This is a genomic window from Sorangium sp. So ce185 (genome assembly GCF_051526825.1).
Lineage (GTDB): Bacteria > Myxococcota_A > Polyangia > Polyangiales > Polyangiaceae > Sorangium > Sorangium cellulosum_D.
In genome coordinates, this window is the sequence record NZ_CP150316.1 from 9,962,032 (window position 1) to 9,987,365 (window position 25,334).

21 protein-coding genes and 1 tRNA gene are annotated in these 25,334 nt (G+C 74.0%); 12 read left to right on the forward strand and 10 right to left on the reverse strand.

The window, feature by feature from the left end; translation table 11 throughout:
• Positions 1–32: 32 nt before the first annotated feature.
• Entirely contained in the window at positions 33–1,013 is a 981-nt protein-coding gene (locus tag WMF26_RS36555; RefSeq protein ID WP_437996495.1) for a hypothetical protein, read from the reverse strand.
• Between the two features lie 208 nt (positions 1,014–1,221).
• Here WMF26_RS36555 and WMF26_RS36560 point away from each other — a divergent pair, with 208 nt between their 5' ends.
• Entirely contained in the window at positions 1,222–2,493 is a 1,272-nt protein-coding gene (locus WMF26_RS36560) for a DUF418 domain-containing protein (protein WP_437996496.1), read from the forward strand.
• A gap of 84 nt (positions 2,494–2,577) precedes the next feature.
• Here the strand turns inward: WMF26_RS36560 and WMF26_RS36565 are convergent, their stop codons facing one another.
• The 4 genes from WMF26_RS36565 to WMF26_RS36580 form a co-directional block, all read right to left on the reverse strand.
• On the reverse strand, positions 2,578–3,276 hold the full coding sequence (locus tag WMF26_RS36565) for a DUF4230 domain-containing protein (RefSeq protein WP_437950766.1): 699 nt from the start codon (positions 3,274–3,276) through the stop codon (positions 2,578–2,580).
• A gap of 210 nt (positions 3,277–3,486) precedes the next feature.
• Complete coding sequence (locus tag WMF26_RS36570; RefSeq protein ID WP_437996497.1) at positions 3,487–4,830, reverse strand: hypothetical protein; 1,344 nt, start codon at positions 4,828–4,830, stop codon at positions 3,487–3,489.
• Positions 4,831–4,931: 101 nt separating this feature from the next.
• On the reverse strand, positions 4,932–7,112 hold the full coding sequence (locus tag WMF26_RS36575; RefSeq protein WP_437996498.1) for a transglycosylase SLT domain-containing protein: 2,181 nt from the start codon (positions 7,110–7,112) through the stop codon (positions 4,932–4,934).
• A 274-nt stretch (positions 7,113–7,386) separates the two neighbouring features.
• A complete protein-coding gene (locus tag WMF26_RS36580) occupies positions 7,387–8,370 on the reverse strand; it encodes a hypothetical protein (protein ID WP_437996499.1) in 984 nt (327 codons plus the stop codon).
• Positions 8,371–8,672: 302 nt separating this feature from the next.
• Between WMF26_RS36580 and WMF26_RS36585 the strand changes: the two genes are divergently transcribed.
• Positions 8,673–9,761: a hypothetical protein gene (locus WMF26_RS36585; protein WP_437996500.1), complete on the forward strand. Its 1,089-nt coding sequence runs from the start codon at positions 8,673–8,675 to the stop codon at positions 9,759–9,761.
• Between the two features lie 45 nt (positions 9,762–9,806).
• Here the strand turns inward: WMF26_RS36585 and WMF26_RS36590 are convergent, their stop codons facing one another.
• Positions 9,807–11,255, reverse strand: a complete 1,449-nt coding sequence (locus tag WMF26_RS36590; protein WP_437996501.1) for an MXAN_5187 C-terminal domain-containing protein — start codon at positions 11,253–11,255, stop codon at positions 9,807–9,809.
• An 81-nt stretch (positions 11,256–11,336) separates the two neighbouring features.
• On the opposite strand from WMF26_RS36590, the gene WMF26_RS36595 reads away from it, so the two are divergent.
• The 3 genes from WMF26_RS36595 to WMF26_RS36605 all read left to right on the forward strand — a co-directional run bounded on the left by WMF26_RS36595 (position 11,337) and on the right by WMF26_RS36605 (position 14,872).
• Positions 11,337–12,428 carry a histone deacetylase family protein gene (locus WMF26_RS36595; protein WP_437332868.1) on the forward strand — a complete coding sequence of 364 codons (1,092 nt, stop codon included), beginning with the start codon at positions 11,337–11,339 and terminating at the stop codon, positions 12,426–12,428.
• Between the two features lie 197 nt (positions 12,429–12,625).
• Positions 12,626–12,701: transfer RNA gene (locus WMF26_RS36600), tRNA-His, on the forward strand.
• 788 nt (positions 12,702–13,489) lie between these two features.
• Entirely contained in the window at positions 13,490–14,872 is a 1,383-nt protein-coding gene (locus tag WMF26_RS36605) for a hypothetical protein (protein WP_437996502.1), read from the forward strand.
• 82 nt (positions 14,873–14,954) lie between these two features.
• Here WMF26_RS36605 and WMF26_RS36610 read toward each other — a convergent pair whose 3' ends face one another.
• Positions 14,955–15,224: a hypothetical protein gene (locus tag WMF26_RS36610; protein WP_061625543.1), complete on the reverse strand. Its 270-nt coding sequence runs from the start codon at positions 15,222–15,224 to the stop codon at positions 14,955–14,957.
• Between the two features lie 387 nt (positions 15,225–15,611).
• Here WMF26_RS36610 and WMF26_RS36615 point away from each other — a divergent pair, with 387 nt between their 5' ends.
• Positions 15,612–16,115, forward strand: a complete 504-nt coding sequence (locus WMF26_RS36615; protein ID WP_437332869.1) for a response regulator — start codon at positions 15,612–15,614, stop codon at positions 16,113–16,115.
• A 68-nt stretch (positions 16,116–16,183) separates the two neighbouring features.
• Complete coding sequence (locus WMF26_RS36620) at positions 16,184–16,705, forward strand: YqaA family protein (protein WP_437996503.1); 522 nt, start codon at positions 16,184–16,186, stop codon at positions 16,703–16,705.
• Positions 16,706–16,723: 18 nt separating this feature from the next.
• Here the strand turns inward: WMF26_RS36620 and WMF26_RS36625 are convergent, their stop codons facing one another.
• Entirely contained in the window at positions 16,724–17,362 is a 639-nt protein-coding gene (locus WMF26_RS36625) for a hypothetical protein (RefSeq protein WP_437996504.1), read from the reverse strand.
• 288 nt (positions 17,363–17,650) lie between these two features.
• Here WMF26_RS36625 and WMF26_RS36630 point away from each other — a divergent pair, with 288 nt between their 5' ends.
• The 4 genes from WMF26_RS36630 to WMF26_RS36645 all read left to right on the forward strand — a co-directional run bounded on the left by WMF26_RS36630 (position 17,651) and on the right by WMF26_RS36645 (position 21,467).
• Complete coding sequence (locus WMF26_RS36630; RefSeq protein WP_437996505.1) at positions 17,651–18,562, forward strand: hypothetical protein; 912 nt, start codon at positions 17,651–17,653, stop codon at positions 18,560–18,562.
• Between the two features lie 6 nt (positions 18,563–18,568).
• Positions 18,569–19,465: a protein kinase domain-containing protein gene (locus WMF26_RS36635; RefSeq protein ID WP_061622293.1), complete on the forward strand. Its 897-nt coding sequence runs from the start codon at positions 18,569–18,571 to the stop codon at positions 19,463–19,465.
• A gap of 95 nt (positions 19,466–19,560) precedes the next feature.
• A complete protein-coding gene (locus WMF26_RS36640; protein ID WP_437996506.1) occupies positions 19,561–20,751 on the forward strand; it encodes a cystathionine gamma-synthase in 1,191 nt (396 codons plus the stop codon).
• A gap of 143 nt (positions 20,752–20,894) precedes the next feature.
• Entirely contained in the window at positions 20,895–21,467 is a 573-nt protein-coding gene (locus WMF26_RS36645) for a hypothetical protein (RefSeq protein ID WP_437996507.1), read from the forward strand.
• A 109-nt stretch (positions 21,468–21,576) separates the two neighbouring features.
• Here WMF26_RS36645 and WMF26_RS36650 read toward each other — a convergent pair whose 3' ends face one another.
• Positions 21,577–22,440: a Stp1/IreP family PP2C-type Ser/Thr phosphatase gene (locus tag WMF26_RS36650; protein ID WP_236644138.1), complete on the reverse strand. Its 864-nt coding sequence runs from the start codon at positions 22,438–22,440 to the stop codon at positions 21,577–21,579.
• Between the two features lie 474 nt (positions 22,441–22,914).
• Positions 22,915–23,472: a ribosome recycling factor gene (gene frr, locus WMF26_RS36655; protein ID WP_061622296.1), complete on the reverse strand. Its 558-nt coding sequence runs from the start codon at positions 23,470–23,472 to the stop codon at positions 22,915–22,917.
• Between the two features lie 356 nt (positions 23,473–23,828).
• Here frr and WMF26_RS36660 point away from each other — a divergent pair, with 356 nt between their 5' ends.
• Entirely contained in the window at positions 23,829–25,304 is a 1,476-nt protein-coding gene (locus WMF26_RS36660) for a sigma-54-dependent transcriptional regulator (RefSeq protein WP_437996508.1), read from the forward strand.
• The last annotated feature ends 30 nt before the right edge of the window (positions 25,305–25,334 follow it).

The following is a 25,334-nucleotide window of genomic DNA, read 5'->3' on the forward strand; positions in this document are numbered from 1 at the left end:
GTCGCGCGCGATCGCTCCGACCGGCGGACGGGCTAATGGGGCACCTCGGTCGGCGCGCACGTCGAGACGCCCGCGCCGATAACCGCGGTCAGGAGCACGGGCACCACGAGCTCCGGCGGGGCCTGGGAGTCAGGGTCCAGGCGATAGACCCTGGACGAGAGCGCGTCCTCGTCGTTGGTCACGAAGAACCAGAAGTCGCCCCCCCACGTCGCGAACGCCCAGCTGGAGCCGATGGTCACGCCGGGGAGCGCTCTCTCCGAGAGCGTGGCGCCGGTGAGCTTGTCGAGCTCGCTCACGGACGACACCCCCGCCGGCTGCTTCACGAACCCGAAGAGGCGGCCGTCGCCCGTGCCCGTCAGGTCCGCGTTGGCGCCCGCGCCCTGGCCGAGCGGGCGGACCGCGTACGACCGCCTGTCGAAGACGCCGAGCGTCCGGGCGGGGTTCGCCCCGTCCGTGTCATTGAAGAAGACCGCGTCTCGCACATAAAGGGTCTCCTGGTCGGGGCCGTCGTCGGCGGCGAACGCCATGCCGAAATTGCGGAACGGTGCCCCGTCTTCCACCTTGTAGGGCGTGACTTCGCAGCGACCCGTGGCGATGTCGACCCGGCTGACCGACCCGTTCCAGTCGACGATCCAGGCGACGCCGTTCCGGTCGACGGCCATCGAGAACGGGCCGCCATCGCCGCACCCCAGCCTGCCGATGCGATGGAGCTCCAGGTCGGCGGGATGGAACGAAAAGAGCTCCTGGTAGGGCGAGACGAGATAGATGTGGTGCGTCACATCCGAGCACGGACCGGCAGAGCTCCCCGGCGGCGGATCCCAGCCGCTCCCGTCGCGAGCGCTCCCCCCTTCGCCGACGTGCCCGATCGCGCCGAACGGGCCAGCTTCCCCCTCGCTCCCATCCTCCCCGTGGCTCCCATCGACGGGGTGGTCCAAGGTGGTGCCTTGCGCGCACGCGGCGAGCGAGACGACGACGATGCCTACGGAAATCAGAGGCCAGGCGATACGCAGCATGGTCGCCCCCTGGGACAAGGTTCGCGGCTGCGAATGGGTGGCGACGCCGGCAGGGCGCCATTTGGAAAAATGAACCTTCGAAGTCATCCGCTACGGCTGCAATCGCGGAGATCTGTCCACCTCGCAGATCGCCGCCCGGCCGCCGAGCACGGTTCAGCATCGCGGCGGTGGTGGTGATTGCCCGACGAGCCTCTATCCTCCTGCGACGATGACAGCCACCAGCCGGGCCGACGCCGAGCCGGCGAGGGCGGCGGCGACAGGGGCGGCGCCGACAGCCGCTGCCGAGCGCATTCCGGCGCTCGACGTGCTGCGAGGCTTCGCGCTCTACGGAGTGCTCCTCGCCAACGCGGTGCCGTGGTTCAGCGGGCGCGCCTTCATGACGCGCGACCAGCTCATCGCGCAGAGGGGCCCGGCCGACGAGGTGTTCCTCGTCCTGCTCAACGTCCTCGTCGACGGAAAGGCGATGACGCTCCTGACCTTCCTGTTCGGTCTCGGGTTCGCGCTGCAGCTCCAGCGCGCCGAGGCAGACGGGCGCAGCGTGCTCCCGACACACTTCCGGAGGCTCGCGGCGCTGGCGCTCATCGGTGTCTGCCATGTGCTGCTGCTCTGGTGGGGCGATATCCTGTGGGGGTACGCGATCGCAGGCGTGGGCCTCGCGCTCTTTCGACGCGTGCGGGGCGCGAAGCTCCTCGCCTGGGCGGTGGCGCTCACGCTCGTGCCGCAGCTCGTCGCATCCATCCCCGCCGTCTCGGCGGTCATCGCGCGCGTCACGCCCGAGCCGGCCGACCTCGCGGCGTTCAGGGCGCAGGTGTTCGCGGCGATCACCGGGCATGACCGCGGCGCGCTCGCCGAGATGCACGTGAAGCAGGCTTATTACCATGTGGGGCGGATCTGGCTGTGGTACTTCGCGTGGGTCCTCGGGCGGTACCTCGTCGGCTATTGGGCCGGAACGACGAGGCTGCTCCAGGACGCCGGCGAGCGCCTCCCCTTCTTCCGCAAGCTCCTCGCCTGGGGCCTCGCGCTGGGCATCGCGGGCTCCTCGCTCATGGCCGGGCGCCGCCTCCTCCAGCGCCACGGCGTCGCCGTCCCGGAGTCCGCCGGGCTCGCGCTCGTCATCCCCGCCGAGCTGGGGGCGATGGCGCTCGCGAGCGCGTACGCGGCCGCCGTCGTCCTGCTGATGCAGAAGCCCGCCTGGCGCCGCGCCTTGATGCGCATCGCCCCGGTCGGGCAGATGGCCCTGACGAGCTACCTCCTTCAGAGCCTCATCTGCACGTTCCTCTTCTATGGCTGGGGTCTCGGGCTGGCCGGACGGCTCCGCCCGGTCCACATCGCCCCGATCACGGTCGCCGTCTTCGTGCTGGAGGTGCTGCTCGCGCGCGCATGGCTGTCGCGCTTCCGCTTCGGGCCGGCGGAGTGGCTCTGGCGGTCGCTGACGTACGCTCGTCTTCAGCCGCTCCGCATCACCGCAGATTCGAGGTGAAGGTGGCTCACGCTCGCTGCGCGGGCTCCGCCCGCGTCCGTCGGGTCGAGACCCCGGTCCAGCCTGAGCGCCCGCCGCGCCGGGTCAGTCCCCCCCGACGCCCACGTCGCGCCAGCGGATCTCCACCCGCTTCGCGCCGAGCTGGGTCGCGAGCGCCGTGATCTGCCGCTCGGCCTGCGCCTTCGCGCGCGTCATCACGTTCCCCTCGAGCGCGGCCTTCTCGATCGCCTCGGTCGCCTCCTTGCGCGCCCGCGACTCGAGCTGCTCGTTGCGCCGCGCGAGCAGGCTCGTCTTGCGCGTGTAGACGTACGTCGCATCCTCGTCGAGCCGGGTCGCGAAGACCTCGGGCGCCGGCAGCGTGAGCCGCGCGACCCCGGTCTCCGGATCCATCGCGATGTCGCCCTCGCCGATCCGCGCGAGATCGACGCCGATGGTGACGTGCCCGACCGCGACGAGCAGGAGGGCGTCGGTGGCCTGCACCAGGCCGAACAGGCGGCTCTGCCGGTCGGCCAGATCCACGACCTTCTCGACGTGGACCTCGGTGGTCTCGAGCCGCGACAGGTCGCGGATCGCGACGACGAGCGCGGGCGTCGGCCGCGCGACGAGGGTGCTCTCAGGCGCGGGCGCGCGGAGGCGCGGCGCCACGACGAGCGCGCCGAAGCCGACCGACGCGAGCAACGCGACCGCGAGCAGCGCGATCCGCGCGGCGCGGCCGGCCTGCGCGCGGGGGCGCGGCGCGTGCGCTGCGACCGGAGCGTAGGGGTCCTGGAGCGGGCCTTCCATCGGGGTACCTCGGAGGACCGCAGGCGCGCAGGCGCCCGCGGCAGCTCGGCTGGGCACAGCCTAGAAGAGCCGCGCGTCCTCCGGGAGAGAGTTCTGAGAACAGGAAGGCCGGAAGGCGAGAAGAATCGACCCGGCCGCTGGCCCGGCGAGGAGCGCGCCCCTCCGGGCAGCCGCGCGCGGCCGGCGTCACCTCACGCAGCCGGCGTCACCTCACGCGGCCGGCGTCGCGCACCGCGGCGCGTCCAGGCGCGGCCGCGCCGCCGAGGACGACAGCGCCTGCTCGAGCATCCCGTCGTCCACGTCGCCCTCGGCCGCCTGCTCGATGGCGAGCCGCACGTCGCGGTTCGCGCAGCCCTCGGCCGCGATCCGCAGCCGCTCCACCGTCTGGGCGTCGCGCGTCGACGACAGCGCGAGCGCCGCGCCGACGCGGAGCTCGGCCGGCGCGTCGCCGTCCTCGAGCACCGCGAACGCCTGCTCCCGCGTGAGCTTCGCCGTGCGGTAATCGGCGCCGGCCTCGCTCACGAGGCGGCGCAGCGCCGCCCGCCAGGCCGGCGCGGTCAGGCCGCGGCGCTCGAGGAGCGCGCCCGCCCGCCCCACCTCGCGCGCGCCGCGCCCGCTCCGCTCGCGCACGAGCGCGAGCAGGTGCTCGCGGCGCCGCTCGGCGAGCACCATGCTGAGCCCCGTCTCGCTGGGATCGCGCAGCAGCTGCGGCGGCACGAGGGTCAGCGGCAGCTCCTCGCCCCCCGTGAGCACGAGCTCGACCCCGAGCGCGGTCTCGTCGACCCGCTCGATCGATCCGAACGAGACGAAGCGCTCGCCGGCCTCGTCCCGGAGCGAGAGCCCGTCGCTGCCCGCCACGAGCACGCGGAGCGCCGAGCCCTCCCGGAGCAGCGCCGCGAGCACCCACGCCGCGGCGCCCGTGATGACGCCGAGCGAGAGCGCCAGGTCGAAGTCGAGCACCGACCAGCAGATCAGCGACATGAGCGTCGCCACGCCGACGAACAGCCGGCGCCGGAGCGGCCGCGGCGCGTCGTCGTAGAGCCGGGCGCTCCACGTGCCCCGCGCCCGCCCGGCGGCGATCTCGCCGAGCAGCCGCTCCGCGTCGACCGGGTCGTCGACGCGCACGCGGATGACGTCGCCGTCGTCGGTCATCAGGGCGACCTCGCCGCCGGAGCTCGAGAGCCGCGCGCGCGTGAGCGAGAGCAGCGAGAACGACCGTCGCTCGCCGGGGCGCTCGATCCAGAGCGCGTTGCTCACCCGGACGACCGCCGCGCCGGACGAGCCCACCGCCGCGCAGAGCCACGCGATCGGCGTGTACAGGAGGCACGCGAGGCAGAGCAGCGCGAGCAGCGACCCGAGCAGCACGAACGGCATCAGGAGCACCATCGCGAGCCGGCCGGCGATGGGCTCGACGAGCGAGGCCACCGAGAAGAGGACCAGCAGCCACGCGAGCGCCGAGGTGAGCAGCCGGCCGACGAAGCGCGCGTCCGCGTAGGGCTGGATGAGCACCCCGCAGCGCTTGAACACGCCGTCGCTGCCAGCGGTTCCTGCCACCCCATCACGGTGAGCGCACCCGGCCTCGAGTTCAAGCGCACAGCGCAATTTCAGCGCAGGAAGAACGCCCGCGCCGCGGCGGCGCGGCCGCCCTCACGCCCTCAGTACGCGTCGGCGGGGGCGCGCGCGTCCGTAGGGAGCGTCAGCGGGAGCATCTCCACGGCCGCGTCCCCACCGTCCAGCCACTGATACCGCGCCAGGTTCGCGAGGACGCGCCCCACATAGGTGCGCGTCTCGTCATAGGGGATCCGCGCCACCCACACGTCGGTGTCCCGGTCGATCTTCCCCTCGAGCCAGTGCGACACGGCCTTGGGGCCGGCGTTGTAGGCCGCGGTCGCGAGCGGCAGGCTCCCGTCGAACGTCCGCAGCAGCTTGCCGATGTAGAAGCCGCCGAGGCGCAGGTTGAGCGGCGCGCTCTTGAGCTGCCCGAGCTCGAAGCCGAGCGAGAGCTCGCTCGCGGCCTTCCGCGCGGTCGCCGGCATGAGCTGCATCAGCCCGACCGCGCTCGCGGGGCTCACCACGACGGGATCGAACGCGCTCTCCTGCCGCATGAGCGCGTGGACCAGGCCCTTCGGCAGCCCGTGCTGCGCCTCGAGCGCGCGCACCTCGCCGACGTACGGCTCCGGATAGACGCACTCCCACGTCCAGCGATCGGCCTCCGACGGCGCGCGCTGGAGCGCCGCGGCGGAGACCGCCTGCGTGCCCACCCGGTAACGGCGCTTCGCCGGCGAGAGCATGCCGTACATCCGGCAGAGCGCCTCGCTCTCCTGCCCCTCGTAGGCCGCCGTCACCTCGCGCTCGTTCTCGGCGAGGTAGCTCTCCGCGTCGCCGTCGAGCCCCATCGACGCGAGCAGCGCCGCGGCCGGCGGCAGCTTCACCTCCACCGGCCGCGCGTCCCGGAGCGACGCCGGGACGAGCAGCGGCGGCATGGGCGCGCCCACCGCCGCGAGGCGCGAGCGCGCGAGCAGCGCGCCCCACGAGAGCGGCTGCTCCTTCATCACCTCCGTCCAGAGCCGCACCGCGCCGTCGCGATCGCCGCCGCGTAGCGCCGCGAGCCCGGCGAGCTCGCGCAGCCGCGCCGCGTCGGCCGGGCGCGCCCCGCGCGCGAGCTGCTCCAGCGGCTTGCGCGCGCGGGCCGCGCCGCTCGTCGAGAGCATCGCGAGCGCCCGCTCGTAGAGCGCGTCGTCGCGCCGCTCGCTCCGCGGGTAGGCGTCGATGAACCGGCCGTACTGCGCGACCGCCTCCGCGTAGCGGCCGACCTGCATGAGGAGCCGCGCCGAGAGCAGGCTCGAGAGCTCGCCCCAGCGGGTCCTCCGGAACTTGCGCGCGACCGCGAGGTGCCGCTCGATCGCCTCGGCCTCGCGGTGGAGCCGGGAGAGCGAGCGCGCGGCGAGGTGCAGCTGCTCCGCCTGGCGCGCCGACGGCGAGGCCGCGACCTTGAGGAACGCCTCGGCCGCGCCCGCGTAGTCGCGCGCCTGGTACAGCGCGGTGGCCCTGCGGTGGTGGAGCTCCGACGCCGGCACGCCCGAGAGCTTGTCGAGCTCGGCGATCGCCTCGGCCGCGCTGCCCCCGGCGACCATGGCGTCGACCTTCTGGAGCCGGTCGTCCGGCGAGAGCGGCCCCGGCACCTCGGCGAGGAGCGCCGCGGCCTCGCGCCCGTCGGGCGACGACGGCGCGCTCTTCACGATCCACCGGAGGTCGGCGAGCGCGAGCGCCGCCGCCGCGGCCTTCGCGCCGCCCTTGTCCCCCGATCGCTCGGCCGCGTCGCGCACGCCGAGCTGGACCCGCGCCCGCGCGAGCCGCGCCGCCGCCTCGTCGCGCGACCGCCGCGCGCGCTGCGCCGCGACCACCGCGCGATCGGCGAGCGCGCGGGCCTTCTGGAGATCGCCGCCCTTCATCGAGGCGATCGCCGCGCGCGCGAGGCCGGGCGCGCTGCCCGTGGCCTCGAAGTACGCCGCCGCCGCGAGGAACGGCCCCACCTCGAACGCCGCCTCCGCGCGGTAGCGCGAGACCTCGCGGGCGAGCAACGGCAGCTCCTGCTCCAGGCCGTGGAGCAGCTCCACGGCCTTGCCGTGATCGCCGAGCTCGAGCGCGACGCGCGCCCGCGCGTACTTCATCGCCGGCAGCGCCCGCTGCTCCATCGGCAGGGCGTCGAGCCGCTCCGCCGCCTCGGCCCAGCGCTCGAGCCGCACGGCCTCGACCCACGCGCCGAGGGCCAGGGGCGGCGCGAGCGGCGGGACGGCGGCGGCGGCCGCGGCCGCCGCGGCGATCGGCGCGTCCAAGGGCGCGACGCGCGCGGTGCTCTGCGAGGGCGGCGGCCCGGACGCGTGGGGCTCGGCGCACGCGGCGAGCGAGGCGCCGAGGAGGCACGCGGCGGCCAGCGCGCGGCGCGCTCCTCGCGCAGACGGCTTCGGTGGCGACGGAGCCCGTTTCATAGCCGACCCGGCGCGGTGGACGACCCGAACGCAGCGCGCCGTGAGGACCGGGCCCCGCGGGCCGAGGGCCCCCGCGCGCAGGCCGCTCGAACCGCAGCGCTCGCGCTGCCGACCCCTTTAGCTAGCAAGCTTCCGCGCCAGGTCGCAAACAAAGTGTCGGGGCCGACGCGATCCACCGCTTTCCGATCTCGACGTCCTCCTCGAACAGGAAGGCCGCGACCTCGTCGAGCGAGCCGGCGCGGTTCGGCGGCGCACCGAGGCGGAGCGCCGCGGCCTTGCCGAACGCGGCGACCACCGGGTGCGGCGAGCTCGCGAGCCGCAGGAGCTCGGGCACGAGCTCCGTGGCCCCGAGCACGCCCGCGAGGATCGCCGCGAGCGGCCGCGGGTCGGCGGGGCAGTCGTAGCTCCACGACAGCGCCGAGCGCAGCACCGTGACCGTCTCGGGCGCGGCCGCGCGCGCCGCCGCGGTGCGGTAGCCGCCGCCCGGGAGCGCGAGCTGCGCGGCGCCCTGGCTGGTCGCGCAGACGCCGTCCGCCGCCTGCAGCAGCGCCGCGGCGATCGGCTCGGTCACCCCGTCGCCGAGCACCGTCTGCCCCTCGATGTCGCCGGCGACGGGCCGCGCCGCCTCCTGCGCGTAGCCCTCGAGGTTGGCGAGGAGCCGCTCGAGGTCCACCGCGCCCGCGGCGCGGCCGGCGAGCACGTCGCGCGCGGTGTGCACCGTCACGAGGCTCGACACGACGGCCGGGGTCCCGCCGCGCATCGTGTGCGAGACGTCGACGCTCACCCGCTTCACGGCGGGCCACCGCAGCACGCGCGGCTCGGTGTCCGGGTCGACGAGGACGCCCCAGGGCACGACGGCCATCGCCACCTCGCGCGCGCCGCGCTGGGCGCGGAGGCGGTGCTCGGCGCGGACCAGCGCGAGCACGCCGAGCGCGCTCCCCACCGCCATGAGCCCCAGCGAGAGCGCGTGGCTCCCGGCGCTCCACGTCGCCGCGGAGGCCCCCGCGAGCCCCGCGGTCCCCGCCGCGGCGAGCGCGCCGGTCGAGCCGGGCTCCGGGTGGAGCCACACGTAGCGGAAATCCGGCGGAGGCAGCTTGCGCAGCACGATACGACCCCGGACAACGACTCTAGGCCGCCGCGCCACCGCGCGCCACCGGATGCGCGGGCGCCGTGGCGCGCATCCGGCGGCGCGCGCGGGCTTGCTGGAGGAGCGAAGGAATCCACGCGTGGCGCATGCCACGGCGCGTCGAAGGCGCGCGTCGTGCCGATCGCAGCCGTGCGCCGGCCTCCGCGCGCCGACCTCCGCGCCGTCCGCGCCGCCGTGCGTCCGGCGGACGGCCGGCGCGTGCGGCGCAGGTGGGCGCTGCGGCGTTCCGCGCGCGCGGCGCGGTGGTAGCTTCGCGGGCGGTGCTGCTCTCCCGCGTCCGCCTCGCCCACGTCGGTCCGTTCGATGATCTCTCGCTCTCCCTCGAGGACGCCGACGGCGCGCCGCGCCGGCTCGTGGTCCTCTTCGGCGGCGACGGCGTGGGCAAGACCTCGATCCTGTCGGCGATCGCGTCGACGCGGCCCGGCTACGCGGTCGCACAGCTGAAATCGCGCGGCGACGACGGCTCGCCCCCGCTCGTGGTCACCGACTGGATGCTCGGGACGGACGATCCGGCGCGCGCGCACCCGCTGCGCGTCGCGAGCCCGAACGCGCGCCTCGACGAGCCCGAGGACGCGGCGCTCCTGCGGCGGCGGGAGCAGGCGCTCTTCGAGCGGCGCGCGGCCGAGGGGGGCTTCGTCCTCGTGGCGCTCTCGGGCGCGCGCTGGTTCTCCCGCACCGCGATCGTGCTGACGACGCCCGAGCGCAGCATCCTCCGCTACGACGTGCGCGCCGCCGCGAGCTTCGACGACGCGACGCGCACCGACCTCGCCCGCGAGACGAAGCAGGTGCTCTCGTTCGTGCCGGTCGCGGCCGCGATCGCGCGCGACCGCGCGAAGAACAAGCCCGAGGCGCGGCCGGACGCGCGCGCGGACGCGCAGGCAGCGCGGCTCGGCGCGCTCGAGCGCGCGCTCAGGGAGGTGCTCGAGGCGCTGCTCGAGGGCCACGACGCGACGTACGTGGGCGTCGATCCGCTGCGGCTCGAGCCGATCTTCGAGCGCGCGGACGGCCAGCGCGTCGACTTCGACGATCTCGGGCGGAGCGCGCGGCACACCATCGCGTTCGGCGCGCTGGCGCTCCGCGCGCTCGCGTCCGCCCACCCGACCGGCGATCCGCGGCTCGCCGAGGGCGTGGTCCTGATCGACGACATCGAGGCGCAGCAGCCGGCGCACCGGCAGCGCTCGCTCGCCGCCCGCCTGCGGGCGGCGCTCCCCAACGTGCAGTGGATCGTCACGACGTCGTCGCCCGCGTTCGCGCTCGGCTGCGACCTCTCCGACGTGATCGCCCTCCGCCGCGAGCCCTCGTCGGGGCGCGTCGAGCCGCACGAGGGCCCGGACGCCGTGCTGCACTGAGCGGCCGCGGCGCGCCGCGCGGCCCCGGGGCGCGCGCGCCGCGCGTCAGGCGAGCGGCACGGCGAGGAGCACGACCTCCTTGCCGCGCACCTCGATCTTGTAGCGCATCGGCTTGCCGTGCTTCCGCCCGAGCTCCTGCTCGCTCGCCTTGAGGCGGGCGACGAACGCGTCGCGGGTGATGTGATCCACCGGGTCGCCGAGCGACCTCTTCGCCGCGATGTACTCGGCGAAGATGCGCGCGTAGTAGGCGTCCTCCGGCTCCTCGAGCAGCGCCTTGGCGTCGGCCGGGATCTCGCCGGGGGACAGCGCGGCCATCCGCTCGTCGACCTCGAGGGCGTCCCGGAACGACGCCGACGTGGGCGCGCGCGACGGGCGCCCCTCGGCGTCGGTCTCGTCCTCCTGCACGCCGAGCAGCTGGTTCAGGAGCGAGTTCAGCCGGAACACGAGGCCGCCGAGCTCGGCGTGCTCGATCCCGAACCGGAGGTCGGTCCGGCCGTTCATGATCGCGAGCAGGCCGTCCTCGATCTCGGACACCGGCTGCGAGATGTACGCGTCCAGGAAATAGGCGGCGATCACGACGAGCACGAGCCCGAGCGCGGTGACGCCGAGCAGCGGCCAGACCAGCGAGCTCGCGAGCCCCGGCGTCCGGATCTGCGCGACGCTGAGCAGCACCGCCCGCCGCCCGTCGCCGTAGCCTTCGAGCGCGTGCCCGACGGCGCCGTACTCGCCGGACAGCCCGCCGATGTCGACCGCCCGCCCGGAGCTCAGCGCCTGGAGGGCGCTGTCCTTCGCCGGCGACGCGGTGAGCGCCGCGACCAGCTGCGGGGGGGTGTCGCGCGACTTCGCGACGACGTCGAGCCCGTCACCCGACTGCATCGCGACCACGAGGAGCCGCCCGCTCGTGCGCTCGCTCGCGTTGGTCAGCCGCTCGTCGTTCAGCGCGGTGCCCACCGCGACGGCGCCGATGATCTGCCCGGCGTCGCTGCGGATCGGCGCGTAGGACGCGAGCAGCTGCTCGTTGCGCGCCCGGCTCACCCACACGTCCGAGCCGGTCACCCCCTGCTCGACGGCGCGCTTCAGCGACGGGTAGACGGCGCCGAGGTTGTCCCCGCGCATGAGCGCGGAGCCGTTCCGTCCGAGCACCACGCCCTTCGTGTCTACCAGGACGACGAGGGAGGGCGGGGTCCTGCCGAGCTCGGGCGAGGCGGCGACCGCCTCCCGGATGGCGTTGGCGGCGCTCGTGGCCGCCTCGGCGCGGGCCGGGGCGGTGCCGGCGTTGAACGGCTCGCGCAGCTTCGGGTCGCTCGCGTGGGAGGCGAGCCACCGCTCCAGCACGAGGCCGTCCACCTGGAGCTGCGCCATGGCGGCCGCGAGCGCGCGCGACGCCTCGCCGGGCCGCCCCATCTCCGCGAGGGAGGCGCGCGTGAGGGCGTACGAGAGCCCTCCGACCATGAGGACAATCACGGCGAAGACTGCGATGATCTTTCCGCGCATCCTGCGTCTCCACTCCTTCTTTCGGGGGCTCAGGGCAAGCTACCATCCGCTGCGGCGCTGCTACAACTCTCCACCCAGCTCATGGTGCACTTGAATCACCCGCACTCCGAAGCCCCGCGCCTCTACGTCGTCGACGACGCGCTGTTCGAGCAACACCGCGCGCGCGGCGCGCACCCCGAGCGCCCGGAGCGGCTCGAGGCCGCCCGCCGCGCCATCGAGCGCTGCGCCGCGGCGGGCCTCTCGATCGAGCGCGTCGCGACGCGCGACGCCACCGAGGACGAGCTCGCCCGGGTCCACGCGCCCCGGTACCTCGAGTCGCTCGGTCGGGTCAGCGGGCACTACGCCGCGCTCGATCCCGACACGTACGTCGTCCCGCGCTCGGTCGACGCGGCGAGGCGGGGCGCCGGCGCCGCGGTGGCGCTCGTCGAGGCGGTGCTCGCCGGCCCCGGCCGGCTCGGCGTCGCGCTGCTGCGCCCGCCCGGCCACCACGCGACGCGCGAGGCGGGCATGGGCTTCTGCCTCCTGAACAACGTCGCCGTGGCGGCGAGGGCCGCGCTGAGCAGCGGGCTGTCGCGGGTGGCGGTGATCGACTTCGACGTGCACCACGGCAACGGCACGCAGGACATCTTCTGGGACGACCCGCGGGTGCTGTTCTGCTCGCTGCACCAGTGGCCGTTCTACCCGGGCACCGGCTCCGCCGAGGAGATCGGCGGCGGCGAGGGCGCCGGCTACACGGTGAACGTGCCGCTGTCCGACGGGGCGACGGACGCGGTCTACGAGGCGGCGTTCGACGAGCTCGTCCTGCCGGTGCTCGACGAGTACGCGCCCGAGCTCATCCTGGTCTCGGCGGGGTTCGACGCGCACGAGCGCGATCCGCTGGCGGCGATGAAGCTGTCGCGCTCGGCCTACGCGGCGATGGGCCGCCGGCTCGCGGCGATGGCGGCCGCGAAGGCGGGGGGGCGGCTCGCCGTCTTCCTGGAGGGCGGCTACGACCTGGCCGCGATCGAGGGCTCGCTCGCCGCCGCGCTGATCGCCGCCTCCGGCCGCGAGGCGGACGAGCCGGTGGGCGCATCCGGGCCGCCGCCCGCGCAGCGCGCGCCGATCTCGACGCGCCACCGCGCGGACCTCGACCGCGCCCGCCGGGTCGCGCTGCGCCGGTGGGCGACGCTCTGAGGGAGGCGGGGGGAGCAGGGAGGGGGGAGCAGCGCGGTGGGGGGGAGCAGCGCGGTGGGGGGCCAGCGCGGGGCCCGGGGGGAGCCGGAAGTGAGCCCGGACCAAAAAGAGCGACGCGCCGTGCGTTTACCCGATTGCACTCTGCGCGGAGCTGAGTATTCTGCCAGGCCTTCGCAGCCCCCGGGCCGCGAAGAACGGTGGGTATAGCTCAGTTGGTAGAGCACTGGATTGTGGCTCCAGTTGTCGCGGGTTCGAATCCCGTTACTCACCCCAGGTAGGACAAGCCCGAGGCCACCCAGCAAGCGACGGGTGCCCCGGAGGCGTGATCGCATCACGACGGACAGCAGACCGCCGAGGCGGGCCTGCCGGGTTCCTCGCCCGAGCGCCGCGGTACAGGCTGCGGCGCCTCCCGAACGGGCGCGTCGTACCCTGCGCATCGCAAGAGGCGGCGGCGCCCGGCGACGCAAGAGGCGGCGGCGCCCGGCGAGCGACCGCCTGACGAGCGCGGCGCCTCCAGCAAGGCCCGCGCAGCGGCTCGCCGGGCGAGCCGCCGCCCTCCCGACGCGGCATGCCCGCGGGAGCGACGCGCGCGATCTCCGCGCTCTGCCTTCTTCCTTCCACCCGCGAGCCGCAGCCCCCCTCTCTCGGCCGTCCCCGCGCGAGCGCGATGCGCGCCCCGGTCTGAGCGCGCGACGCGCTCCACGCCGTCGCCCCCGATGAGCGCGTTCGCGCGTCACCTCAGGAGCGCGTTCGCGCGTCACCTCAGGAGCGCGCTCGCACGTCGTCTCATGAGCGCGTCGAGCGTCACCTCATGAGCGCGCCCGCACGTCACGTCCTGAGCGCGTCGCGCGGCATCTCACGAGCGCGTCGCGCGGCATCTCACGAGCGCGTCGCGCGGGGCTCCGTACATCGCTCGATTCAATAAGTGCTCTTCGCAAGCCCCGGAGACATCGATTCATGGATATCCATCCATCGCGGTGAGCCTTTGTCCCATCTCCCGGAGACAGCAAGTCTCGCCGCTGTAACCGGTTCGCCACAGTGCCCGCATAGGGTCCGCGCCCATGAAAACCACGCTCCCTCGGAGCCGCGCGCTGGCCGCGCGGCTCATCTCCGCCGTCTTCCTCGCGATCGGCGCGCCCGGGCTCGCCGCGTGCGCCGCCACGGCGGACGACGTCGCGGACCCTGCCGAGCTGCCGGCCCCCGGCGCCGTCGATGTCGTCCAGCCGCTCAAGCTGTCCGAGCGCGCCCGCGTGCCCGAAAAGGAGCCGGGGTTCGTCGCCGCGGAGCTCGGGGAGCGCGAGCTCGTCATCACCCACGACGGCAGCCTGCCGCCGTTCGCCGCGGGCGACGTGCTCGGCGGCACGCAGGGAGGCGGCTACCTCGCCCGCGTCGTGCGCGTCCGCGCGCTCGACGCGGCGCGGGTCGCGCTCGAGACGACCCCCGCCGACCTCACGGAGTTCATCACCGAGGGGCACGTCCACGTCCACTACGACGCGCGCGAGTACGCGCAGGCCATCGACGAGCACCTCGCGCGCGCCCGCGAGCTCGGCCTGGAGGGCGACGAGCCGATCGCGAGCCAGGCGGAGGCCCTGAAGATCGCGTCCGGCGCCTCCTTGAAGCTCTTCGAGCTCTCCTCGGCCTCGCTCCCGGCCTCGTGCGGGGTCACCGCGCACGGGACGGCGGCGCTCGACGTCACGGCCGAGCTCTCTCCGGTGCTCGATTTCGAGGTCCACGTCGGCACGCGCGGCGGGATCAACCCCGTCCCGGAGCTGAAGCAGCTCCGCTTCGTCGCCTCGGGCAGGCTCGACGTGAGCGCCACGCTCCAGGGCTCCGGCACGGTCACGGGGAGCTGCACGGTCGATCTCCTCGAGCTCGCCGGGGGCGTCCCGAGCGTGCCGCTGCCGACGCTGACGTTCTGGGTGGGGCCTGTGCCCATCGTCGTCACGACCAACGTCGTGCCGAGGGCGACGGCCGATGTGGGGCTGTCGTTCACGGCCGCCGAGGTGGCGGCCGAGGCGCAGACGACCGCCGAGATCGAGGCCGGGGTCGACTACAAGAACGGGACGTGGCGCACGATCTGGGATCCCTCGTGCTCGGCCTCGGGGACGGCCTCGATCGGGGCGCCCGGCGCGATCACGGCGTCCGGCAAGGTGAGCGCCGGCGCGGAGCTCCGGTCGCGCCTGTACGGCATCGTCGGCCCGAACGTCGGAGTCCAGGCGTACGCGCGCGTCAGCGCGGAGACCGCGCCGCCCTACTGCTCGTACGACGCGCGGGTCGACGGCGGCGTGCGCGCCTACGCCGAGGCGGAAGCCGGCGTGTCGGTCGGCCCGCTGAACCTGACGTTCAAGCGCCTCGATCTCGTCGATCTCGAGCTCCTGCGCTTCGACGCGCCGCTCGCCTCGGGCAAGCTCCGCGACGCGCCCGAGTGCGACGCGGAGCCGTGATCGCGCCGGCCGTCATCGCGCCGGCCTCCGCGCCGGGAGGCCCGGCGCGCCCCGCCCCCCGCGGCGCGCGCGCTCGCCGGGCTCAGGGGTCCGCGCACGCCACGTAATCGCACGACGCCTCGTTCACGCACTCCTCGGTTCGCTCCACGAGGCCTTCTCCCTCGAGGCCGAGGCACGCGGTCTCACAGCTGGTCTTGCTCGGCGGCGGGTCCCCTTGCTCTTCCGCGCAGAGGATGCGGTGCTTGCAGAGCTCACTGCACGCATGCAAGTTGTCCTCGTCCTTGCACCCCGCGGCAAAGAGGCCGAGAGCGGCGATGACGAGGGGGATCGATCGGAGTCCTGCGTTCTTCATGGGCAGCTCATCTCGATTGTGGGGCTCTCCCCGGCGAGCGACCCGCTGCCGACCGGCAGACCGGGTCAGCGCACGAGAAGGCGAGCGCGCGATCCGGCAGGATCGCGGCGCGTTGCAAACGGCCTGCAGGCCTCACCATGAGGCCACGCCTCGGCGCCCAGCATAGACGAATCCCAGGCCGCCGCCCACGGCGCGGCCGCCCGCGGCGCGGCCGCCCGCGCGCCGGAGCCACGCCCGCGCCGCGCTGGCTCGATGCGCGCCGCGCGCCGAGCTCGCCGCGCATCGAGCCAGCGCGCCGGCCGAGCGCGCCGCCGCGCTGGCTCGATGCGCAGGGCGTGGTACATTGTGTCATGGGCGCTCCGACGCGCCCTCCACGATCCACGCCGAATGCCCTCCAAGGAACCCGATACCCTGCTCGGGGCCGATCCAGCCCAGCGGCCGGATCGCGAGAAGCCCGAGTCCACGCGGCTTCCTCTCGTGCTCGTGGTCGACGAGGACAGGGGCCTCTGGCAGCCGCTCGGCGCCCTCCTCTCGGAGCGATATCGCCTCGTCGTGTGCGCCTCGGCCCTGGACGGGGTCGCCGCGTTCACCGAGGACACCTGCGCCGTGATCATCGATGTGCGGATGTCGGGGCAGGACGGCTTCTGGGTCTGCGACCAGATCCGCAAGGTGCAGCCCGAAGTGCCCGTGATCTTCTATTCGGCGTATCAGGACGAGCAGGACTCGTTCGAGGTCATCAACGCGCACCGGCCGTTCGCGTCCGTCGACAAGCACGGCGACGCGCAGAGGCTCCTCGACGCCCTCGAGAAGGCGACGCGGATCTTCCAGAGCACGCTCCGCAGCAGGCGGATCATCGAGCGGCTCCAGCGCCGCCGGCAGGAGGCGGTCTGAGCCAGCAAACGAGCGAGGCGCGCCCGCGCGACGACCGGCGAGATCTGTGGCGCACGCTGGTCCAGCTGGTGCTCAGCCTGGCCGCGCTCTTCGGCCTCATCGCGCTGGCGGCGCACCTCGCGCGCGACCAGCTCGACGCGCTCGGCCGCGGGTTCGTGGAGCGCTTCGGCCTCGCCGGGATGTTCGTCGGGACCTACCTCGCCGACGCGTTCTCGTTCCCGATCCCGCCGCAGTTCTACATGCTGACGGCGATCACCTCGGGAGGCTCGCAGGTCGGGCCCATGATCGCGATCTCGGTGGCCTCGCTCCTCGCCGGCTGCACGGGATACCGGCTCGCCGCCCACCTCGCGCGCTTCCGCATCTTCGCGGCGCGCCTCGAGCGGACGCGGCCCAAGATCGATCGGCTGTTCGACCGTTACGGGTACTGGGCCATCGCCATCGGGAGCGTCTCGCCGGTCCCCTTCTCGATGCTCTGCTACCTGTCGGGGCTGTACCGGATCCCGCCGCGCTACTTCTTCACCATGGTGCTGTTCCGGGTGCCTCGCCTCCTCATCTTCTACGCGCTCATCCGGATGGGATGGAGCCAGTGAAGCCGGAGGCGTGAGCCCCTACCTGGGGCTGTCCGCCTCCTCGGACGGGTTCACCCGGACGCGCTCCAGGATCTGATCGACCATGCCGAGATCGATCCCGGAGCGCTCCACGACGTTCCTGGAGAACAGCCGAGTCGCCTCCTTCGCGAGCTCCTCGTCCGGGAGGAACGGCCGCGCGGGTGACCGCGGCGCCGGCAGGCCGATCTCCTTCTCGAGCTCGGAGATCGCCCGGATCATCTCCTGGTAGCAGGCGGAGGCGATCTGCACGGAGAACGGGAACACCTGGACATTGCCGCGGCCGGCGCGCACGGCGTGCAGCGTCGCGGCGGCCTGCTCGGCGAACTGCCGGCTCCCGAACGCGTTGGCCATCTGCGCGTACATCGCGATGGACTCCTGGTCCGCCGCGAGGTCCTCCTCCCGCGTGCGCGGCGCCCCGGACGCGGGCGCCGACGACCACCGGACGATCATCCGCGCGTAGTCGTCGAGCGCGCGCCGCTGGAGGGCCAGCCGCTCCAGGAGCGCCTCCCGCCGCTGTCGCTGGAGCTCCGCCTTCTCCTCGTGCTCGGCCCGGCGGTCCGCGCTGAGATCTGCCGATCTGCGCGCCACGTAAGCGCCGATAAAGAGGGCGACGCCGTTGCTAACAGCGATGAAGAGCATCTCCAAAATCTTGGGATCCATGCCGTTCTCAAGACTTCTATCACGTTCGCGATGAACGCAGAGATATGCCGCATGACGCGAAGAAAAGTTGGCCACCGCCCTCCCCCCGTGCAGGTGCGTGGCCATCCCACAGGCCGCCGCGCGCGCGGCGTCGGCGACGCCCGCCGGTGAGCTCGCCGCGCGGGCCGCGCCCCGCTCTGCCGCGGCGCGCGTCGCCGGCGCGGGTCCCACCGCGGCGCGCGCCCCGCGGCACGGCGATGCGCGCGGCCGGCGTGATACGATGTTCGCATGACCGGCTCACTCGACGCAGGCGCGGGCCCGCACCTCGCCGGGCTGGAGGGCCCGCTGCGCGAGGCGCTGGAGAGGAGCCTCGCCGACCGGCTCGCTCGCTGCCCCGGGGCGGAGCTCAACCTGGACAACGCGTTCTGGGGCGCCCCCGAGCCCCGCGACCTCGGCGAGGCGCTCACCCGGTTCGGGCCGTCGTGCGTCAACGTGGTGGCGCGCATCTTCGAGCGCATCCGCGATATCGACCCTGCGCTCGGGCTCTGGGCGCAGATCAGGTATCTGCGCAACGTGTGGGTCGGCGGGAGCGCGGGATTCAAAGCGGTCTACGCCGAGCCGGCGGCGATGCGCGAGCGCCTCGACGGCCAGGTCGCCGGGACGGGCGGTCGCCGCATGGCGCGCGACACGATCCTCGGCGGGATCGAGCACCAGCGAGGCCCGCTGCTCGGCGCCCTCGCGGGGAGCATGGGCTCGCTGCTCCGGGGCGGCGAGCCGCTCGACGCGGACAGCTGGCGCGAGGTGCACCGGCCCGATGAGGAGGCGGTGCACATCTGCGTGGGCAAGCGCGATCCGCGGCTGCCGGAGCTCGACGACATCCACCTCGACTGGAGGTCGCCGGTCGTGGGCGTCGACGAGGCGACCGGCCGCTGCCGGTACGGCCTCTTCATCAGCGTGGTCCACTGGGCGCAGGCGCGGTTCGGGCTCGGCAACCCGGTGTTCCCCTTCCAGCGCATCGACGATCGGGTCGCCGCCCTCTCCGGCCGGGGCGACGCGCCGGCGCGCTGGGCCGATTTCGTGGCGCGCTGGCGCGAGGCGCGGTGGGCGCTCGCGGTGCGCGGCAAGGGCGGCGCGGAGGAGGCGCTGCGGTGGCTGCGCGAATGCGACGAGGCGGCCCCGGCGCCGGGAGGGGGCGGCTGAGGGCCCATGCCCTACCCCGCTCCCGACGGCACCGAGCTGGTCGAGCACCTCGGCGCGGGCGCCACCTTCGACGTGGCGCTGGTCCGGCTCGGAGGCCCGCCGCCCGGCCCCACGCTCGGCCCCACGCTGGTTTGCAAGCGCCTCGCCCCCGGCGCCCTCCACGCGCACGCCGGGCGCGCCGCCATCGTCCGCGAGGCGAAGGCGATCTCCCTCGCCCGGCACCCTGCCCTGCCCGCGCTCGCGCGCGTCGGCGTCGATCGCCACGGCCCCTTCCTCCTCGAGAGCCGGCGCGAGGGCGCCTCGCTCCGCGACGTGCTCGACGGATGGCGCGGCCGCGGCCGTCCGCCGCCCGCGTCGCTCGTCGCCCACGTCGTCCGGACCGCCATCGAGACCCTCGCCGAGCTCCAGGAGCTCGAGGACGCCGCGGGCCCGATCGGCTTCGTCCACGGCGATCTCGGCCCCGATCACGTGCTGCTCGGTCCGCTCGGCGACGTCGGCCTCGTCGACCTCGGCGCCGCGCGGTTCCGCGGCATGGATCCCGATCTCGAGACCGCCGACCGGGGCACCCTCCCGTTCGTCGCCCCCGAGATCGCCCGCGGCGAATCGCCGCCGACCGCGCGCGGCGACGTCTACGCCATGGCGGCGACCCTCGTCGCCTTCGCCACCGGCGCGCCGCTCACGCGCGCGCGCGAGCAGGCCGCGATGCTGGTCGAGATCGGCGAGTCGGGCCTCCGCCTCGACGCGCTCGCCGCCGCGGGCGCGCTCTCGCCGGGGCAGCGCCGCGCGCTCGCCCGCGCCCTCGACCGCGATCCGGAGCGGCGCGTCGAGAGCGCGCGGGCGCTGCTCGACGCCTTCGACGCGGCCTCTCCGCGCGCCAGCGACGCGGCCTCTCCGCGCGGCTAGCGCAGGCCCAGGAGCGCGGACGGCGCGCGCGCGCCCGGCCCTCGCGGGCGCCAAAACCGTGGACGCACGCGGCCCGAGGGATAAGTCTCGACCGCATGAAGCCCCACCTAGGTCACGACAGGCTCGCCCTCGACACGCTCGCCATCCACGCCGGCCAGCCGCCGGATCCGACGAGCGGCGCGGTCATGACGCCGATCGTCCTCGCGAGCACCTTCGCCCAGGAGCGGCCGGGCCAGCACAAGGGGTTCGAGTACTCGCGCAGCGGCAACCCCACCCGCAAGGCGCTCGAGGCGTGCCTCGCCGCGATCGAGGGCGGTCGCCACGGCTTCGCCTTCGGCAGCGGCTCCGCGGCCACCGCCACGCTGCTCCACACGCTCCGGCCCGGAGATCACGTGCTCTCGGGCGACGACGTCTACGGCGGCACCTTCCGGCTCTTCGACAAGGTCATGCGGCCGATGGGGATCGCCTCGACCTCGGTCGACATGAGCGACCTCGACGTCGTCCGCAAGTCCCTCACCCCGGCCACGCGGATGATCTGGATCGAGACCCCGACGAACCCGATGCTCAAGATCTTCGACATCGCCGGGATCGCGGAGATCGCGCGCGCGCACGGGGCGCTGCTCGTCGTCGACAACACGTTCGCCACGCCGGTGCTCCAGCGGCCGCTCGACCTCGGCGCCCACGTCGTGGCGCACTCGACCACGAAGTACCTGAACGGGCACTCGGACGTCGTGGGCGGGGCGCTCATCACCTCGGAGGACGCGCTCGCCGAGCGGGTCGCGTTCCTGCAAAACGCGATCGGCGCCGTGCCGAGCCCGTTCGATTGCTACCTCGTGCTCCGCGGGATCAAGACGCTCGGCGTGCGCATGCGCCAGCAGTGCGCGTCGGCCGCGCTCATCGCCGGCAGGCTCGCCGTGCACCCCGCCGTCCAGGCCGTGAACTACCCCGGCCTGCCCACGCACGCCGGCCACGCGCTCGCCGCGCGGCAGATGCGCGCGCCCGGCGCGATGATCTCGTTCGTCGTGCGCGGCGGCCTCCCCGTCGCCTCGCGGTTCCTCGAGCGGCTCGCGATCTTCTCCTGCGCCGAGAGCCTCGGCGGCGTCGAGTCGCTCGCCGAGCACCCCGCCATCATGACCCACGCCTCCGTGCCCGCGGCGGCGCGGGAGGCGCTCGGCATCGCCGACGGCCTCCTCCGGCTCTCGGTCGGCCTGGAGGGCGGCGAGGACCTCTGGAACGACGTCGCGCAGGCGCTGGAGGACGCGCAGGCGCAGGCGCCCCGCGGGTGATCGCGCGCGCGGGGCGCGGGGGCGCGGCCGCTCGCGCTCGCCGCGCGGTCGCGCGGGGCGCGGCCGCCGTTTGATCGGGGGCCCTCGAATACGATAGAAGCGAGGTGCGGCCTCGGGGCCGCCACCCACCACCGGAGCTTGCCATGAGTCTCGCCCGCCTCGGCTTCGTGCCCGTGCTCGGCCTTCTACCCCTGCTCGGCTTCGGCTGCAGCGACCCGGCGCCGCCCACCCCGCGCGCCGCCTACTCCCTGAACTTCGTCAAACCGGGCGCCAGCTGCAACGTGGGGAACCACCTGGAGGTCCTCGGCGAGGTGAGCGCGGCCCGGCGGCTCCGGATGGTCGCCGACGGCGAGGAGGGCGCCACGGTCGACTGCACCGTGACCGGCTCGGGCACCTTCGACGTCTCGGCGACGATGGCGCTCAGGAACAGCACCGCCGCCACGGACGTCCGCATCAAGATCGTGGACATCAGCCCCGCGGCGACGAAGGAGATGCCCGCCAGCGGCAGCATCATCTTCTCGTCGGCGAAGACGAGCGGCACCGCCTTCGTCTCCACGTCCGACGAACAGTGTCAGTTTTGGTTCGACGCGGACAGCGAGCAGGGGGTCGACGCGGGCAAGATCTGGGTCGTCTTCGAGTGCCCGTCCGTGACCGACGGCCAGTACACCTGCGAGATCACGCGGGGCGCCCTCGCCCTCGACAGCTGCGGGAACTGAACCGACCGCGGGCGCGGGGGGCTGAGCGCGCGCCCCCCGCGCGGCGGCGCTCCTCGGAGCGCGAGGCCGGGACGCGCGGGCGCAGGCCGCGCGCCGCGCTCCTTGCGCGTCAGCTCTTCTCGGAGCGCGAGGCCGACGCCGCCGGGACCGTCGACCGCTCGCCCATGTTGACCTGCTGCGAGTCGGCGGGCGGGCCGATCGTCGCGCTGTTCGGGAGCTCGGCCTCGTCCTGCTCGTCGATCCGGATCACGAGCGCCGTGATGTTGTCCTCGCCGCCGTTCTCGTTGGCCTTGGCGATGAGGCGACGGCACATCTCCGGCACCTCCTCGGTCGAGCTCACGATCTGGAGGATCTGATCGTCCGAGAGCATCCCGCTCAGGCCGTCCGAGCAGAGCAGGTAGACGTCGCCGGGCTGCGGCTCGTCGCTGATCAGGTCCACGGCGACGCTGTCGTTCATCCCGAGCGCGCGGGTGATGACGTTGCGCGGGAGCTCGGCCCGCTGCTCCTCGGTGAGCTCGGGCATCGCCATGATGTAGTCGTTGAAGAGCGAGTGATCGCGCGTGAGCTGGCTGATCGAGCCCTTGCGGACGCGGTAGGCGCGGCTGTCGCCGACGTGGCCGACGTAGATGCGGTTCTTCTTCTTCGAGAAGAGCGCCCCCACGACCGTCGTGCCCATCCCGGCGCAGTCGCGCGACCGGATGCTGCGCTCGAAGATCTGGCGGTTGGCGACCCGGATGCCCGCCTGGAGCCGGTTCTCCTCCTCCGACAGGCTGGTGTCGAAGTGGAATGGCCAGGTGGCGTCCTCCCGCGACGTGGACCGGAAGAAGTCCGCGATGGACTCGGTCGCCAGCCTGCTCGCTACGTCCCCCGCGCGGTGGCCCCCCATGCCGTCCGCGACGATGAACAGGTCATACTCCGACAGGACGGCGTAGCTGTCCTCGTTGTGGTCGCGTTGGAGACCAACGTCCGTCATTCCTGAAGCGATCGCTCGCATAACCTCGGGAATCCTTGAGACGGCTCCGGGCCTTTGGCTTCGAGCACCAACCGTTTCATGCTACCGAAAACCTGTCAAGCAGGGCCTCTCGCACCGTAATGGGCGTCTTCAGACGTCCACTCGCCGACCTTCCTGATCCTACCGACTCGGACCGGGGGGACCGCAAGCCTCTTTTTCGTTGAACGCTTCATTGTCGGCCCGGGCGTCGGTCCGGCGCCGGCGCCGGCTCAGCCCCGGGCCCCGCGCCGGCAGGGCTGCGGGGCACCTCCAGGGCCGTCCTCGACGAGGCGCGCGCGGCGCGCGCGGCGTCACGGCTCACGCCGGGCGGCGCCACGTGGCCGCGGACCACGCGCCCCCACGCCCCGAGACGCGGGCCCATCCCGCGATGGCCAGGGACGCCGCATCGTGCGGCCCGGCCTTCGCGCTCGGCCGCCAGCGCCGCGGCGGCCCCGCTCACACGTCCAGGATGTCTTTTTCCTTGGTCGCGATCACCGTGTCGACCTGCCTCGTGCCCTCGGCCACCACGTCCTCGACCTTCTTCTTCGACCGGTCGGCCTCGTCGCCGCTGACCTCGCCGTCCTTCTCGAGGGTGTCGATCATCTCGTTGGCGTCTCGACGATGCTTCCGGATGGCAACTTTACAGTCCTCTCCGTTCTTCTTGGTGAGCTTCACCATCTCGCGGCGCCGCTCCTCGGTCAGCGGCGGGATCGGAAGCCGGATGAGATCCGCGTCCACCTGGGGGTTCAAGCCGAGATCGCTCTCCCGGATCGCCTTCTCGACCGCCTTCACCTGGTTCTTCTCCCAGGGCTTGATCGTGATGAGCCGGGGCTCCGGCACGGACACCGTGGCCATCTGCACGATCGGCGTCGGCACGCCGTAGTAATCGACGCGGATGCCGTCGAGCATGGCCGCGTTGGCGCGCCCGGTGCGCACCTTCGCCAGGTCTCGCCGGAGAGCTTCGATGGCCTTGTCGATCCCTTCGCGCAGCTCCTTGATGATGTCCTCGAGCATGATCCGGCTTCCTCCGTGTGGGGCTCGCCCAGCCCGCCCTCTTCGCGAGCGGGCGCGGAGCTTACCGCGTATTTCTGGGGCGGCGGAGAAATCGATCCGCCCCGGCGCCGCCGGCGTCGCGGCCGGACGAACGCTCGCCTCCGTCGGGGCGCGGGCGCCGCGGCGCGGACCGCAGGACGCCCCCTCTCGGGACGGCGGACGGCAGGACGCCGCCGGCGGACCGCGGAACGCCGCCGGCGGACCGCGGCAGTCCGCGGCAGTCCGCGCAGCAAGCGCCGCGCCGGCGGCCGGGCGGCGCCACCTCCGCTGTCACGGTCGCGCCGAGCTGTAGTAACTCTGGGAGGCAGGGCCACCCGATGCGCGATCTGGACTGGAACAGCTTCGACGTCCTCGTCGTCGACGACGAGCAGGACAACCTCGATGCGTTCCGGTTCGCCTTCAGGAAGTCGTTCAAGCTCCATTACGCGCTGGGCGGCGCCGAGGCCCTCTCGCTCCTCGAGCGGCTCGATCCCGCGGTGATCGTCGCGGACCAGCGGATGCCGGAGATGAGCGGTATCGAGTTCCTCAAGCAGGCGAAGGAGCGGCGGCCGGACGCCGCGGGCGTGCTGCTCACCGCCTACGCGGACATGACCGTGCTCATCGACGCGGTCAACTCGGGGGCGGTCGACCGCTACGTCCAGAAGCCCTGGAACTCGAAGGAGCTCGCCGTCGTCCTCCGGCAGGCGATCGCCGGCGTCGCGACCGTCCGGGAGAACCGGCGGCTGCGGGAGCAGCTCGCCCACTACGCCGGCTACCTCGAGCGCGAGCAGCGCGACCCGATCGATTTCGGGGAGATCGCCGGCGAGAGCGAGGCCATGCGCGAGGTCGCCGCCCGGATCGGCGAGGTGGCGAAGGCGGCGACGCACGTGCTGATCGAGGGCGAGGAGGGGGCGGAGAAGGAGGTCGTCGCCCGGGCGATCCACGTGGGCTCCCCGCGGGAGGAGCAGCCGTTCGTCAAGGTGACGTGCGCCGCGTTCCGGGGCGAGGCGCTCGAGCGCGAGCTGTTCGGCTGGCGGCGCGGCGCCTTCGACGGCGCGTTCACCGAGCGGGCCGGGCGGCTCGAGCTCGCCCACCGGGGGACGATCTACCTCGACGAGCCGGCGCCGCTCACGCCCTCGCTCCAGGCGCGGCTGCTCCGCGTGCTCGCCGACGGCGAGGTCGAGCGGCTCGGGTCGACCGAGACCACCCGCGTCGACGTGCGCGTCGTCCTGTCGCTCACGCCCGGCATCGAGGAGGCGTGGGCGCGCGCGGGCGTCTTGCCCGAGCTCGTCTCCCGGCTCTCGGTGTTCCCGCTGCGGCTGCCGCCGCTCCGGGAGCGGCGCGAGGACATCCGCGCCCTCGCCGAGCACTTCCTGCGCAAGTACGCGCGCCGCAACGCGCGCGCGGCCACGTCGCTCTCGGACGAGGCGATCGCGAAGCTCACGGCCTACGCGTGGCCGGGGAACACGCGCGAGCTGGAGAACGTGGTCGAGCGCGCCGCCATCCTCTCCCGCGGCGACGTGATCCTGCCCGAGCACCTCGCGTTCACCGCGCGCCCCCAGCCGGCCGAGCCTCCCGCCCGGCCGCCGAAGGCCGCGGACCCGGAGGCGGACGCGGCCGGCAAGGCGCTCGCCGCGCCGGCCTCGTCGCGGCCGAAGCTCGACCTGAGCTCGCAGCTCGACGACATCGAGCGGCGGGAGCTCCTCGCCGCCCTCGAGCGCTGCGGCGGGAACAAGGCCGAGGTCGCGCGCCAGTTCGGCATGCAGCGCACGACCCTCTATTACAGGCTGAAGCGGCTCGGCATCGACACGTGACGTCCTTCGGACGATCGCGCCGATCGCGCG

What these genes read in the sequence shown, in the direction of transcription:
- WMF26_RS36635 (WP_061622293.1), top strand. Translation starts at nt 18,569, where the DNA reads ATGCCCTACCCCGCTCCCGACGGCACCGAGCTGGTCGAGCACCTCGGC.
- WMF26_RS36660 (WP_437996508.1), top strand. Translation starts at nt 23,829, where the DNA reads ATGCGCGATCTGGACTGGAACAGCTTCGACGTCCTCGTCGTCGACGAC.
- WMF26_RS36605 (WP_437996502.1), top strand. Translation starts at nt 13,490, where the DNA reads ATGAAAACCACGCTCCCTCGGAGCCGCGCGCTGGCCGCGCGGCTCATC.
- WMF26_RS36590 (WP_437996501.1), bottom strand. Translation starts at nt 11,255, where the DNA reads ATGCGCGGAAAGATCATCGCAGTCTTCGCCGTGATTGTCCTCATGGTC.
- WMF26_RS36640 (WP_437996506.1), top strand. Translation starts at nt 19,561, where the DNA reads ATGAAGCCCCACCTAGGTCACGACAGGCTCGCCCTCGACACGCTCGCC.
- WMF26_RS36650 (WP_236644138.1), bottom strand. Translation starts at nt 22,440, where the DNA reads ATGACGGACGTTGGTCTCCAACGCGACCACAACGAGGACAGCTACGCC.
- WMF26_RS36630 (WP_437996505.1), top strand. Translation starts at nt 17,651, where the DNA reads ATGACCGGCTCACTCGACGCAGGCGCGGGCCCGCACCTCGCCGGGCTG.
- WMF26_RS36625 (WP_437996504.1), bottom strand. Translation starts at nt 17,362, where the DNA reads ATGCTCTTCATCGCTGTTAGCAACGGCGTCGCCCTCTTTATCGGCGCT.
- WMF26_RS36615 (WP_437332869.1), top strand. Translation starts at nt 15,612, where the DNA reads ATGCCCTCCAAGGAACCCGATACCCTGCTCGGGGCCGATCCAGCCCAG.
- frr (WP_061622296.1), bottom strand. Translation starts at nt 23,472, where the DNA reads ATGCTCGAGGACATCATCAAGGAGCTGCGCGAAGGGATCGACAAGGCC.
- WMF26_RS36565 (WP_437950766.1), bottom strand. Translation starts at nt 3,276, where the DNA reads ATGGAAGGCCCGCTCCAGGACCCCTACGCTCCGGTCGCAGCGCACGCG.
- WMF26_RS36610 (WP_061625543.1), bottom strand. Translation starts at nt 15,224, where the DNA reads ATGAAGAACGCAGGACTCCGATCGATCCCCCTCGTCATCGCCGCTCTC.
- WMF26_RS36645 (WP_437996507.1), top strand. Translation starts at nt 20,895, where the DNA reads ATGAGTCTCGCCCGCCTCGGCTTCGTGCCCGTGCTCGGCCTTCTACCC.
- WMF26_RS36555 (WP_437996495.1), bottom strand. Translation starts at nt 1,013, where the DNA reads ATGCTGCGTATCGCCTGGCCTCTGATTTCCGTAGGCATCGTCGTCGTC.
- WMF26_RS36595 (WP_437332868.1), top strand. Translation starts at nt 11,337, where the DNA reads ATGGTGCACTTGAATCACCCGCACTCCGAAGCCCCGCGCCTCTACGTC.
- WMF26_RS36560 (WP_437996496.1), top strand. Translation starts at nt 1,222, where the DNA reads ATGACAGCCACCAGCCGGGCCGACGCCGAGCCGGCGAGGGCGGCGGCG.